Source organism: Ruegeria sp. HKCCD7181 (assembly GCF_057221055.1).
This window is the reverse complement of sequence record NZ_JBWVBC010000007.1, coordinates 37,969-50,520: the sequence shown is the minus strand read 5'-3', so window position 1 is coordinate 50,520 and position 12,552 is coordinate 37,969. Positions and strand designations below refer to the sequence as shown.

At 57.3% G+C, this 12,552-nt stretch carries 10 protein-coding genes; 6 read left to right on the top strand and 4 right to left on the bottom strand.

The annotated features are described in order from the left end of the window. Positions 1 to 27 precede the first annotated feature (27 nt). Positions 28 to 180: a hypothetical protein gene (locus AC2TCY_RS14485; RefSeq protein ID WP_480848357.1), complete on the top strand. Its 153-nt coding sequence runs from the start codon at positions 28 to 30 to the stop codon at positions 178 to 180. 27 nt (positions 181 to 207) lie between these two features. Here AC2TCY_RS14485 and AC2TCY_RS14480 read toward each other — a convergent pair whose 3' ends face one another. Further along, positions 208 to 591 carry an MAPEG family protein gene (locus AC2TCY_RS14480; RefSeq protein WP_480848355.1) on the bottom strand — a complete coding sequence of 128 codons (384 nt, stop codon included), beginning with the start codon at positions 589 to 591 and terminating at the stop codon, positions 208 to 210. A gap of 78 nt (positions 592 to 669) precedes the next feature. Further along, complete coding sequence (locus tag AC2TCY_RS14475; RefSeq protein ID WP_480848354.1) at positions 670 to 4,107, bottom strand: pyruvate carboxylase; 3,438 nt, start codon at positions 4,105 to 4,107, stop codon at positions 670 to 672. Between the two features lie 588 nt (positions 4,108 to 4,695). On the opposite strand from AC2TCY_RS14475, the gene AC2TCY_RS14470 reads away from it, so the two are divergent. After that, positions 4,696 to 7,092, top strand: a complete 2,397-nt coding sequence (locus AC2TCY_RS14470) for an ATP-dependent helicase (RefSeq protein WP_480848353.1) — start codon at positions 4,696 to 4,698, stop codon at positions 7,090 to 7,092. A 4-nt stretch (positions 7,093 to 7,096) separates the two neighbouring features. On the opposite strand, the gene AC2TCY_RS14465 is transcribed toward AC2TCY_RS14470, so the two are convergent. Continuing rightward, entirely contained in the window at positions 7,097 to 7,387 is a 291-nt protein-coding gene (locus AC2TCY_RS14465) for a DUF1330 domain-containing protein (protein ID WP_480848351.1), read from the bottom strand. A gap of 371 nt (positions 7,388 to 7,758) precedes the next feature. Further along, complete coding sequence (locus AC2TCY_RS14460; RefSeq protein ID WP_480848350.1) at positions 7,759 to 7,983, bottom strand: DUF1127 domain-containing protein; 225 nt, start codon at positions 7,981 to 7,983, stop codon at positions 7,759 to 7,761. A 912-nt stretch (positions 7,984 to 8,895) separates the two neighbouring features. Here AC2TCY_RS14460 and mraZ point away from each other — a divergent pair. From mraZ to AC2TCY_RS14440, 4 genes are read left to right on the top strand one after another with little or no spacing between them, the layout of a single operon-like run. Continuing rightward, entirely contained in the window at positions 8,896 to 9,399 is a 504-nt protein-coding gene (gene mraZ, locus AC2TCY_RS14455) for a division/cell wall cluster transcriptional repressor MraZ (protein ID WP_480848348.1), read from the top strand. Positions 9,400 to 9,403: 4 nt separating this feature from the next. Next, a complete protein-coding gene (gene rsmH / locus AC2TCY_RS14450; RefSeq protein ID WP_480848718.1) occupies positions 9,404 to 10,396 on the top strand; it encodes a 16S rRNA (cytosine(1402)-N(4))-methyltransferase RsmH in 993 nt (330 codons plus the stop codon). Next, entirely contained in the window at positions 10,393 to 10,761 is a 369-nt protein-coding gene (ftsL, locus tag AC2TCY_RS14445) for a cell division protein FtsL (protein ID WP_480848347.1), read from the top strand. Before rsmH ends, ftsL begins: the two co-directional genes overlap by 4 nt. Continuing rightward, positions 10,758 to 12,545 carry a peptidoglycan D,D-transpeptidase FtsI family protein gene (locus tag AC2TCY_RS14440; protein WP_480848345.1) on the top strand — a complete coding sequence of 596 codons (1,788 nt, stop codon included), beginning with the start codon at positions 10,758 to 10,760 and terminating at the stop codon, positions 12,543 to 12,545. Before ftsL ends, AC2TCY_RS14440 begins: the two co-directional genes overlap by 4 nt. Positions 12,546 to 12,552: the final 7 nt, after the last annotated feature.

The following is a 12,552-nucleotide window of genomic DNA, read 5'->3' as shown; positions in this document are numbered from 1 at the left end:
TAAAACAATAATAGTGGAGGGATATACATGGCGCGGTTCGAGAGTATAAAAATGGCGGTCCTGACCGCTATGATTTTGCTGGCCATGGCTGTTTGCGAAGTCCGCAAGGATCAGGTGGGCGAAGTCGATCCGGTTCTGAGAACTGCGCCCGAAGTCGAAACGCGAATATTGAACGGGTAGGGCGGGTCCGCAGTTTTCAGGGATCTGTCAAATTGCCAGTGCAAGGTTTGCCAGAGCCGCGAGCAGAATTGCCGAAAAGGTCAAGAGCATCCCGATTTGTCGCAGAATCACGATCTGAGGCGTGCGCCCAAACCCGAAAGCGTGAAGCAGGCGTCCCGCCAACAGCATCAGACCCAGCAGGTTCAGCAACAGGCTGCCAGCGCCCTGTAGCTCGACCAACGCAATCAACAGCAGGGCAAATGGGGCATATTCAGCGCAATTGGCCTGGGTGCGCATCGCCTTGATCATTCTCTTGTCGCCGTGATCGCCTACCGAGATCTTGCCGCTCCGGCGGTGCAGGATGACATTGACGCTCAGCGCGACATAGAGAAATGCGATCAGGGCCGCGTAGATTGGTGTGATGGTTAACATAAGAGACCTTTCAAAGGGCAACACAAAAGGACCGCGCAGTTACCTGCGCGGCCGGAATAGTCTAACCCGATCTGCGGTTTATTCCAGTTCGACGAGCAAATCTTTTGCGTCGATCTGGCCACCCGGCTGGACGTGTACGGCTTTGACGACCGCGTCGCGCTCGGCGTGAATGCCGGTTTCCATCTTCATCGCTTCGATGGTCAGCAGCATATCGCCTTCCTTGACCTCTTGTCCGGTTGTGACGGCGACTGTCGCGACGACGCCGGGCATGGGCGCTCCAATATGGTTGGCATTGCCGACTTCGGCTTTGGGGCGCTGTGCGGTTGTAGCTTTGACAAGACGGTTCGGTACCCGGATCACGCGCGGCTGGCCGTTGAGTTCAAAGAACACTTTGACTTCGCCTTTTTCATCTGTCTCGCTAACAGCCTGACACCGGATTTCCAGAATCTTGCCAGGGTCGATTTCAGCCGTGATCTCTTCGCCCGGCTCCATGCCGTAGAAGAAGGTGCGCGTGGGCAAGGTGCGAACCGGGCCATAGGTCCGGTGGCGGCCCATGTAGTCCAGGAAAACCTTGGGATACATCAGATACCCGTTCAGGTCCTCATCATCGATTTCCTTGCCTTCCAATTGCTTGGACAGGTCAGCACGGGTGGCCTCAAGATCGACCGCTTCGACATGCTTGCCGGGGCGCTCGGTATTCGGAGCCTCGCCCTTCAGTGCCTTTTCGATGATTGCGTCAGGGAAACCGCCCGGAGGCTGACCCAGATTGCCGCGCATCATATCGATGACGGAATCCGGGAAGGCCACATCCGTGTTCGGATCTTCAACCTCTTCGCGGGTCAGGCCCTGGCTGACCATCATCAGAGCCATGTCGCCCACAACCTTCGATGACGGTGTCACCTTCACGATATCGCCGAACATCTGGTTCACGTCGGCATACATCTGAGCCACCTCGTGCCAGCGTTCTTCCAGCCCCAGTGAACGCGCCTGCGCCTTGAGGTTGGTAAACTGACCGCCCGGCATTTCGTGCAGGTAAACTTCGGATGCCGGAGCCTGCAGGCTGGATTCGAAGGCCGCGTACTGGCCGCGAACAGCTTCGAAATAATCGCTGATCTCGCGAATGGCTTTGATGTCCAGCCCGGTGTCGCGATCTGTATGGCGCAGCGCCTCGACCACAGTGCCCAGCGTGGCCTGGGACGTGTTGCCCGAGAAACTGTCCATGGCACAATCGACTGCGTCTACACCGGCCTCAGAGGCGGCAAGGATAGTTGCACTGGCAATGCCTGCGGTATCGTGTGTATGGAAGTGGATTGGCAGTCCAACTTCTTCTTTCAGCGCCCGGATCAGGATCTTGGCCGAGGCCGGTTTTAGCAGACCCGCCATGTCTTTCAGGCCCAGAACATGCGCGCCCGCGTCGCGCAGCTCTTTCGCCATGCCGACATAGTATTTCAGGTCATATTTGGCGCGATCCGGGTCCAGAATATCGCCGGTATAGCAGACGGTGCCCTCGCAGATCTTGTTGTTCTCGATCACCGCATCCATGGCGACGCGCATGTTTTCGACCCAGTTGAGGGAATCGAACACGCGGAACACGTCAATACCGGTCGCGGCCTGACGCACGAACTCCTGCACGACGTTGTCGGGATAGTTGGTATAGCCAACTCCGTTAGCGCCGCGCAGCAGCATCTGGGTCATCAGATTCGGCATCGCCTCGCGCAGGTCGCGCAGGCGCTGCCATGGGCATTCCTGCAAGAAGCGATAGGCCACGTCGAAAGTCGCTCCGCCCCAGCATTCAACCGAGAATAGCTGCGGCAGGTTGGCTGCATAGGTTGGCGCTACCTTGATCATGTCGATCGAGCGCATCCGCGTCGCCAGCAGCGACTGGTGACCGTCCCGCATGGTGGTGTCGGTGATCAAAAGCTGCCGCTGTGCTTTCATCCAGTCAGCGACCGCTTGTGGACCCTTTTGTTCAAGCAGATTGCGTGTGCCCATCTGCGGCTCAGCCTTCGACGCCGGTGCCTTGGCCTCTTTCAGGTCAGAACGAGGCATCGGGCGATCTTTTGTCTCGGGGTGTCCGTTGACAGAGATATCCGCGATGTAGGTCAGCACCTTGGTGCCGCGGTCGCGACGCTTTTTGAACTGGAACAGGTCCGGCGTCTCGTCGATGAACTTCGTCGTGTACTCATTCGACAGGAAAGTCGGGTGTTTCAGCAGATTCTCGACAAATGCAATATTGGTGCTGACTCCGCGCACACGGAACTCACGCAGCGCGCGATCCATCCGTGCGATCGCCTTTTCGGGCGTCGGCGCCCATGCGGTGACTTTGGTCAACAGCGAGTCGTAATAGCGGGTGATTACGCCACCCGCATATGCCGTGCCGCCATCCAGTCGAATCCCCATCCCGGTCGCGGAACGATAGGCGGTGATGCGGCCATAATCGGGTATGAAGTTGTTGAGCGGATCTTCAGTCGTGACACGCGTTTGCAGCGCGTGGCCGTTCAGACGGATCTCGTCCTGGCTGGTTTTGCCGGTGGCCTCAGACAGCGACTTGCCCTCAGCAATCAGAATCTGGGCCTGAACGATGTCGATACCAGTCACTTCCTCGGTGACGGTGTGCTCCACCTGCACTCGGGGGTTCACCTCGATGAAGTAGAATTTGCCCGTCTCCATATCCATCAGGAATTCGACAGTGCCCGCACATTCGTAATTTACATGGGCGCAGATCTTGCGACCCAGTTCACAAATCTCGGCGCGCTGTTCTTCGGTCAGATACGGGGCAGGGGCGCGTTCGACCACTTTCTGGTTCCGGCGCTGGACCGAGCAGTCGCGTTCGTACAGGTGGTAAATCTCACCATGCTTGTCGCCCAGAATCTGAACCTCGACGTGGCGGGCGCGGATGATCATCTTTTCCAGATAGCCTTCGCCATTGCCAAAGGCCGCTTCAGCCTCGCGTCGGCCTTCGAGCACTTTTTCTTCCAGCTCATCTTCGGACGCGATCGGGCGCATGCCGCGACCGCCACCGCCCCACGAAGCCTTGAGCATCAACGGATAGCCGATGTCAGCAGCTTCTTTGCGGATCGCATCCATGTCATCGCCCAGAACCTCGGTCGCCGGGATCACCGGCACGTCGGCCTGGATAGCCACGCGCCGCGCGCTGGCCTTGTCGCCCAAGGCTCGCATGGTTTCAGCCTTGGGACCAATAAAGGTGATGCCATTCTTGACACAGGCATCGACAAAGTCCGGGTTTTCCGACAGCAGGCCATAGCCGGGGTGAATCGCATCTGCGCCACACTCCTTCGCAACGCGAATGATCTCATCAATCGACAGATATGCGGCCACTGGCCCCATCCCTTCACCAATGCGATAAGCTTCATCCGCTTTGAAGCGATGCAGGCCCAGCTTGTCCTCTTCGGCAAAGACGGCAACAGTGCGCTTGCCCATTTCATTGGCTGCGCGCATCACGCGAATGGCAATCTCGCCGCGGTTGGCGATCAGGATTTTCTTGAAGTCGGTCATTTCGGGTCCCGGTCTTTTTGGTGTGGCCGTGTTGATAAAGCGAGATTATGCGCAGGGGTATCAGTTCTTCTGGGTAGAACCGGCATGTTAACGCTCGCAAACGCCACTTGTTCGCGTAGACCTTCTAACGATGCGGCAGTGCAGCATCAATCATTTGAGTGAATCGGGTTCAGTTTTTTTGTTTTGAGGCACGAAATCGGCGCATTTAAGTGCCTCCGCGGTTATTTCAGAACTGGATAGGGCAGCGCTATCGCGAAGGTTTCGGATGTGATTCGCGCTTTTCGCGGGTATCCACGAGCTCAATCTTCGTTCCCAGAGCCTCCGGTAAGAATGGTGCCAGAATGCCATTTGGGCTTGTCTAAGGAGGGGGCCATTCGCTGCGCTGTGGATGCTGGCGCGCAACGTCTCTCCAGATACGCCCACATCCGAAAGCCCAGCATCACGAACAGGGTATGACGGAGGGTTAACGCGGTCATCTCAGCGCATGGGAAGGTTGTAACAATTGACCTTGTTGCGGGGCGCGCTTTTCAGTGAACAAGCCGTGAACAAACTCTTTCCCTCGGCGCATATCCGGCGTAGTTTGGGCGCATGAGCAGTTTTGACGAAACAGACGCCTTTGAGGGCGCATCGCTGTCCGCACGGGCAATGGCCGCACGCCCTGCACCTTATCTGGATGAATTGAACACTGCGCAGCGTGAAGCGGTTGAGCGTCTGGACGGTCCGGTCCTGATGTTGGCAGGGGCAGGGACCGGAAAGACCAAGGCGCTGACTGCACGGATTGCGCATCTGCTGTCCACCGGACGGGCGCGTCCCAATGAAATTCTGTCTGTGACTTTCACCAACAAAGCTGCGCGCGAGATGAAGGATCGGGTCGGCCGGTTATTGGGGCAGCCGGCAGAAGGTATGCCTTGGCTTGGCACCTTCCACTCGATCTGCGTCAAGTTGTTGCGTCGCCACGCGGAACTGGTGGAGTTGAAATCCAACTTCACCATTCTTGATACGGATGACCAGTTGCGGCTGCTCAAGCAATTGGTACAGGCGGCAAATATTGACGACAAACGCTGGCCCGCGCGAATGCTGGCAGGCATAATCGACGACTGGAAAAACCGTGCGCTGACTCCCGGCAAAGTGCCGGCTGCTGACGCGGGAGCCTATAACAACAAGGGAATCGAGCTCTACGCCCAATACCAAACCCGCCTGCGCGAGTTGAACGCCGTGGATTTCGGTGACCTGTTGCTGCATATGGTCACGATCTTCCAGACCCACTCGGATATTCTGGAGCAATACCAGCGTTGGTTCCGCTATATCCTTGTGGACGAATATCAGGACACAAACGTTGCCCAATACCTTTGGTTGCGTTTGCTGGCTGGCGCGCATAAGAACATCTGCTGCGTGGGCGACGATGACCAGTCGATCTATGGCTGGCGCGGGGCCGAGGTAGGTAACATCCTGAGGTTCGAAAAGGACTTCCCCGGCGCTTATGTGGTGCGGCTCGAGCAGAATTATCGCTCGACCCCTCATATTCTGGCTGCGGCGTCGAATGTCATTCGCGGCAACGAAAGCCGTCTGGGCAAAGAGCTTTGGACTGATGCGCAGGACGGTGAAAAGGTGCGCCTGATCGGCCATTGGGATGGCGAGGAAGAAGCGCGCTGGATCGGGGAAGAGATTGACGCCATGCAGGGAGGTACACGGGGGGTACGACCAGTAAACCTTGATGAAATTGCCATCCTCGTGCGTGCCAGCCATCAGATGCGTGCATTCGAAGATCGGTTTCTGACCATCGGATTGCCTTACAAGGTGATAGGTGGACCTCGGTTCTACGAGCGGATGGAAATCCGCGATGCCATGGCCTATTTCCGGCTGGTCGTCAGCCCCGAAGATGATCTGGCGTTCGAGCGGATTGTGAATACGCCGAAACGCGGCCTCGGCGACAAGGCACAGCAAACGATCCAAAGGACTGCGCGGGAAAACGGTGTGTCGCTGGTCGATGGCGCACGGATCGCAGTGGATAATGGGCTGATCAAAGGGAAGGGCGGCACTGCGCTGCGGCAGTTGATCGATGGTTTGGCGCGGTGGAATGCGATGACTCGTGGTCCGCGGATCGAGATCGACGACGATTCGGTGATTGATGACGGCACGGCGCCGATGCGGTTTGGTGAACCCGAACACACTCATATTGAACTGGCGCAGATCGTGTTGGATGAATCCGGCTATACTGCGCATTGGCAGAACGAAAAAACACCCGAGGCACCCGGACGGCTGGAAAACCTTAAGGAACTGGTGAACCAGCTGGACAATTTCGAGAATCTGCAAGGGTTCCTTGAGCATGTCAGCCTGGTCATGGACAACGAGCAGGAATCGGACGGCGCCAAGGTTTCGATCATGACCCTGCACGCAGCAAAAGGGTTGGAATTTCCCGCTGTGTTTCTGCCGGGGTGGGAAGACGGGCTGTTCCCGTCCCAGCGATCCATGGACGAATCCGGAATCAAGGGTCTCGAAGAGGAACGCCGGCTGGCCTATGTCGGAATCACCCGTGCCGAAGAGGTGTGCACGATTTCGTTTGCCGCCAACCGGCGGGTGTTTGGGCAATGGCAGAACTCCATGCCATCCCGGTTCATTGATGAACTGCCCGAAGATCACGTCGAAGTGCTGACACCGCCGGGTCTTTATGGTGGAGGGCAGACAACGGCCAGCATCGAAACCCGTGCGGCCGAAGCAAATGTCTACAATTCACCCGGTTGGAAACGGATGCAGGCGCGGCAGGGGCAGTACGGAATGTCTCAACCGCGTGAAAGCCGCAACACTGTGATCGACGCGACCGCGATGGCGAGCTTTACTTTGGGCGAGCGCGTTTTTCACCAGAAGTTCGGGTATGGGGCGGTGATCGGCATCGAAGGCGACAAGGTCGAGGTCGACTTTGACAAGGCGGGCACCAAGAAAGTCGTGTCACGCTTCTTGTCGGCCAAGGACGACGTGCCCTTCTAGGTGGTTACAGACCTTCGACCAGTACCATGTTCGTTGTCGCAGTATTGTGCCTGAACTTAGCCAGTTCGATGTAATCTGGATCGTCTTTCCATGCCTGGGCGGCGGCCAGGTTTGGAAACTCCATCAGGACAATACCGTCTTCGGGCCATGTTCCCTCGATCAATTCCACCGGTTTGGATGACACTGTCAGCAGGCGGCCGCCGTGGCGGTCAAATATCGGCATGAACCCTTCAAGGTATCGCTGGTACCCTTCGGGGTCGTGAATGGAAATCTGTGCGATGAAATAGGCGGCCATTGGAAGCTCCGTTAGATCCGTGCTGCGCCTCATTCTACATCTTATCGGGAAAACGAAAAACGGCGGTTCCCAGGGAGGAGGAGAGGGAACCGCCGTTCTTTTCTACATCCGGGCAGGGAGGAGGAGAGCCCCGATGTATTCGAACCCGGGTTTCAGCCCGGTATGAGGAAGACGCGGCGACGTCAGGGAGGAGGAGGACGTCGCCGCGCGCTTTCAACATCGGGAAAGGGAGGAGGAGTACCCGATGTGTCTGCGTCCGGCGCTCAGAGCCGGTATTTACTGCGGCAACGTCAGGGAGGAGGAGAGACGTTGCCGCTGAAATACAGACCCAAAGGGAGGAGCTGGGCCTGATCTCGGTGTTCGTTTCGCGCTTAGCGCGCGATATGATCTTCGGTTGCCTGCATGGCTACGCGGCGGATCATCGAGCGGTGCAGGCCCAGATCGGCCAGTTCGCGATTTGACAGCGCCGAAAGCTCGTTCACAGTCTTGCGGTAAACGCGGTAGCCGACGAAGCGGTTCTTCGCAGCTTCGATCAGTGCGGTCAGACCGTTTGTTTGGGCGCCTTTCAGGGCGGTAAGGTTGCTTGCTACTGCCATCGTCTTAATCCGGTATATCGTGTTTGGTGCCGGTGTGTCCGGCGTTTGCTTGAGACTGAAAATAGGCAATTGCTGCGATTGCACAATACCGGACGTCGTCAATGCTGCTATGCAGCAAATGCATAGATATCATCATGTTGCCGACAGGCAGTTTGAGCTCCTTTGAAAACAAGGAACTTGGACTAGCCTTGTCATTCTGTAATGTCCCGAGTGCGGGTTGGAAGCGCTGTGGCGTGCAATCTGTTTAGGCGGTTGTGGCTGAAAACCAGGCGGAGCGAAAACCCTAGGGTTGGGTCAAGAGCCGTGCCCGGCGCGTTTCATGCGCTTTATGGGAATTCATGGGCAGTCATCTGTATTGAGGCGACAAGTCGAATGATTCAAGAACTTGATAAGTGATTCGACTGCTGTTGTGCGCGAGATCAGGCCATCAACGGCAGTTGAGAGGGAAAACTCGAAAAAATGTGGGAAATTATGGGAGGAACCCGATTCCTTGCTGACTTCATATATATAGTGTTCAAAGTCAACACATGACCAATTTGTGGTATAAATAGCCCCTTTATCCCTCATGTCCGCAAGATTGGAATCAGTGCTATAGGGTAAATTCCCCAAAATGACTATTGATTTCCATGAATTCCCATGGCATCCCTTGTACATCCGATGAGGACGAGGCACATGGGGCACCAAACGACCCCGAACCAAAAATACTAATCAGGTTTCATACAGGCATCTCGCTTTCATCAATCAAGAGATCCGGCGCGCGGGCGAGCAGACATCCCCCCAGGTGGCGCGCGCAGCTGGACATCCCGCAAAGCGGGTCAATGCGGCGGGTTGATCAGTGGCAGCAGATCAACCCGCCGTTTTACATCCGGGGGAACAGTTTTTGGTGGGGCGCAAGCGAAAGGGACAGTCGTCTTGGCGCGCAGGTTTAGAGGCGAAAGCCAACACAAGGTGGATGCGAAGGGCAGGGTGTCGATCCCGGCCTCGTTTCGCCGTGTGCTTGAAGCGTCCGACCCCAACTGGCAGCCAGGCGACAACCCGGAACTTGTGATTGTCTATGGCGACCACCGCCGCAAATACCTTGAATGCTATACGATGCAGGCGATCGACGAGGTTGATGCCAAGATTGATGCCCTTCCACGCGGTTCGATGCAGCGTAAGATGCTTCAGCGCATGTTCCACGGTCAGTCCTTTCCGACCAATGTCGATGAAACCGGGCGATTGGTTCTGCCAGCCAAGCTGCGCACCAAGGTTGATCTTGAGGGCGAGGCCTTCTTCATAGCTGCTGGTGATACCTTTCAGATTTGGAAACCCGAGACCTACGAGGCCGAAGAATTGGCTGCAGCCGAAGAATGGCTGGACGATCTGCCGGACGATTTCGATCCGATGCAGTTCCTCGACGGAACCGGGGATGCGTGACGGCATGGCCGGCGCTGAGACCCCTTCGGACAAACCTCACATCCCCGTTTTACTGCGCCCGCTATTGGCGGCAGTCGCACCGGTTTCTGGTGTGTGGCTTGATGGCACCTTTGGTGCGGGTGGATATACACGCGGATTGCTCGAGGCAGGGGCTGACAAAGTTATCGGGGTTGACCGGGATCCTTTGGCGTTTGAAATGGCTGCCCCTTGGGCCGCGGAATATGGCGACCGCCTGCTGATGCAGCCTGGTGTTTTCTCGCGTATGGATGAATACGCGGACGGCTTGGACGGCGTCGTATTGGACCTTGGTGTTTCCTCGATGCAGCTGGATCAGGCCGAACGCGGTTTTTCTTTCATGAAGGACGGCCCGTTGGACATGCGGATGAGTCAGGAGGGCGAAAGTGCCGCCGATCTGGTTAACTCCGCTACCGAGGCGCAACTGGCTGATATTCTGTTTCACTACGGCGAAGAAAGAGCCAGTCGCCGCATTGCCAAGGCTATCGTGAAGGCACGTGCCGAGGAGCCGATCACTACGACTCTGCGTTTGGTGGGGATCATTGAATCCTGCCTGCCCCGACCCAAGCCGGGCCAGTCCCATCCTGCGACGCGCAGCTTCCAAGGGCTGCGTATTGCCGTGAACGCGGAATATGAAGAGCTGTTTCAGGGGCTTATGGCTGCCGAGCGTGCGTTGAAACCCGGAGGACAGTTGGCCGTTGTCACCTTCCATTCCATCGAGGACCGGATGGTAAAACGGTTCTTCCAGTCCCGTGCGGGGAAGACCGGTCGAGCAAACCGATACGCGCCGGAATTGGAGCAGGAGCTACCTCAATTCACCCTCAAAACCCGCAAGGCCGTTGGGCCAGACGAGCGGGAACTGCAAGAGAATCCGCGCTCACGATCGTCCAAGCTACGTGTGGCAATCCGGACCGAGGCGCCGGCAGGGGAAATTGACGCCCGCGCAATTGGGATGCCTCAGCTTGGGGGAAGGGCAAGATGAAGAGTGTACTTTATGTGTTGACTGCTCTGTCCGTGTTCGGCCTGGCGTTGTGGGCCTATCAAGAGAACTATCGGACCCAACAGGTACTGAAAGAGACTCAGTCGTTGCAGCGCCAGATTGGCGTCGCACAGGCGCGGTTGGCCGTTCTGAATGCCGAATGGGCCTATCTGAACCGCCCCGACCGCCTGCGCGAACTGGCTGATCTGAATTTTGAGCGTCTGGGGCTTTTGCCTTTGCGCTCCGAACAATTCGGGCGCGCAGACCTAATCGCTTATGGCGAAGACCCCGATCTGCCCTCTGTCGATCCCATTGAACTGCAGGCAATCACCGAGGTTCAGGCCCTGATCGAGGTGCAGGTTCCATGACCCGTAAACCTCTGCGCCCCCTTGCCCGTATTCTCGAAGCCCGCGCACGCGGCGAGAACCCCAAGGTAATCGAGCGTGAGAATATCCGCCAGCGTCACGAAGACATGAAGGACCGCGCCCGTGCCAGGGCTGAGGGCCGTCTGCTGGTACTGGGCCTGTTTTTCTTCTGCGCCTTTTCCGTAGTTGGGTTTCGCATGGGGGTGCTGGCGACTTCGGAGGCACACGAACCACTTGCCAGCGCACCGGGCGCATCCATCGCTATGCAGCGCGCCAATATCGTGGACCGCGAAGGGCGTATTCTGGCGACTAATCTGGATACTTATTCCGTTTATGCTCAACCGCCTTTGATGATCGATCCTGCTGCCGCAGCCGAGCAGCTGGTGGCCATTTTCCCGGATCTGGACAAGGATCAGTTGGTCAAGGACTTCACAGGCAAACGAAAGTTTCTTTGGATCAAGAAACGCATTTCGCCTGAGCAGAAACAGGCGGTGCATGACATCGGTGATCCTGGCATCCTGTTCGGCCCGCGCGAAATGCGCCTGTATCCAAACGGCAGGCTGGCCGCCCATGTCCTTGGTGGTTCCGGCTTTGGTCGCGAAGGCGTCAGTGCCGCCGAAGTGATTGGTGTCGCCGGTGTCGAAAAACAATTCGACAATTATCTGCGCGACCCGGCGAACGGCAACAAACCGTTGCAGTTGTCACTGGATCTGACTGTTCAGGCAGCGGTCGAGCAAGTTCTCTACGGTGGCATGAAAATCATGAACGCCAAGGGCGCTTCGGCTGTACTGATGAACGCGCATACAGGCGAGGTGATCTCGGCGGCCTCGCTGCCATCGTTCGATCCCAACGACCGGCCGCGCCCGCCGACCTCAGGCTTTGACCCGTCGGACAGCCCCCTGTTCAACCGCTATGTGCAAGGTGTTTACGAGCTGGGTTCGGTTTTCAAAATCTTCACTGCCGCACAGGCAATACAGCTGGGCTTGGTGAATTCCGAGACGATCATCGACACCTCTGGACCGATGAAGATTGGCCGGTTCCCGATCGGCGAATTCAATGGCAAGAATTATGGCGAGATCAGCGTTGCGGACGTAATCGTGCACAGTTCGAACAGGGGCACAGGTCGGCTGGCCTTGCAGATCGGAGCGCAGCGCCAGCAGGATTTTCTGCAGGCACTCGGTATGTTCGAACCGACGCCGTTCGAAATTGTTGAGGCCAAGGGCGGTGTTCCTCTTAAGCCCCGAAAGTGGGGTGAGCTGAGTACTGTGACCATCTCATACGGCCACGGCCTTTCTACCAGCCCGATGCATTTGGCGGCAGGATACGCTGCGATTGCCAATGGGGGGCACTATGTCAGCCCCACGATCCTGCGCAAGAATGGTCCGCAATATGGCCCCCGGGTCATGTCACAGGGCGCTGCGCGACAGGCGCAGAAAATGCTGCGCAAGGTGGTAACCGATGGCACGGCCAGTTTTGGCGACGTACCCGGGTATTCAGTGGCGGGCAAGACCGGAACGGCGGACAAGCCCAAACCACGGGGTGGGTATTATGACGACAAGGTCATCGCCACTTTTGCCACGTTGTTTCCCGCGGATAACCCGCAGTACGTGCTGATCGTCACGCTGGATGAGCCTTCGATCGTCGCATATGGCGAAAAGCGTCGTACAGCCGGTTGGACAGCGGTGCCGGTAGCCGCGGAATTGATCGGCCGGATCGCCCCATTGCTGGGTCTGCGCCCCCGGCTTGAGCCTGAAGCGGGCGCTGCTATAACGCTGACTTCGAATTAGGCAGTCC

What these genes read in the sequence shown, in the direction of transcription:
- AC2TCY_RS14475 (WP_480848354.1), bottom strand. Translation starts at nt 4,107, where the DNA reads ATGACCGACTTCAAGAAAATCCTGATCGCCAACCGCGGCGAGATTGCC.
- AC2TCY_RS14440 (WP_480848345.1), top strand. Translation starts at nt 10,758, where the DNA reads ATGACCCGTAAACCTCTGCGCCCCCTTGCCCGTATTCTCGAAGCCCGC.
- AC2TCY_RS14480 (WP_480848355.1), bottom strand. Translation starts at nt 591, where the DNA reads ATGTTAACCATCACACCAATCTACGCGGCCCTGATCGCATTTCTCTAT.
- AC2TCY_RS14470 (WP_480848353.1), top strand. Translation starts at nt 4,696, where the DNA reads ATGAGCAGTTTTGACGAAACAGACGCCTTTGAGGGCGCATCGCTGTCC.
- AC2TCY_RS14465 (WP_480848351.1), bottom strand. Translation starts at nt 7,387, where the DNA reads ATGGCCGCCTATTTCATCGCACAGATTTCCATTCACGACCCCGAAGGG.
- ftsL (WP_480848347.1), top strand. Translation starts at nt 10,393, where the DNA reads ATGAAGAGTGTACTTTATGTGTTGACTGCTCTGTCCGTGTTCGGCCTG.
- AC2TCY_RS14485 (WP_480848357.1), top strand. Translation starts at nt 28, where the DNA reads ATGGCGCGGTTCGAGAGTATAAAAATGGCGGTCCTGACCGCTATGATT.
- AC2TCY_RS14460 (WP_480848350.1), bottom strand. Translation starts at nt 7,983, where the DNA reads ATGGCAGTAGCAAGCAACCTTACCGCCCTGAAAGGCGCCCAAACAAAC.
- rsmH (WP_480848718.1), top strand. Translation starts at nt 9,404, where the DNA reads ATGGCCGGCGCTGAGACCCCTTCGGACAAACCTCACATCCCCGTTTTA.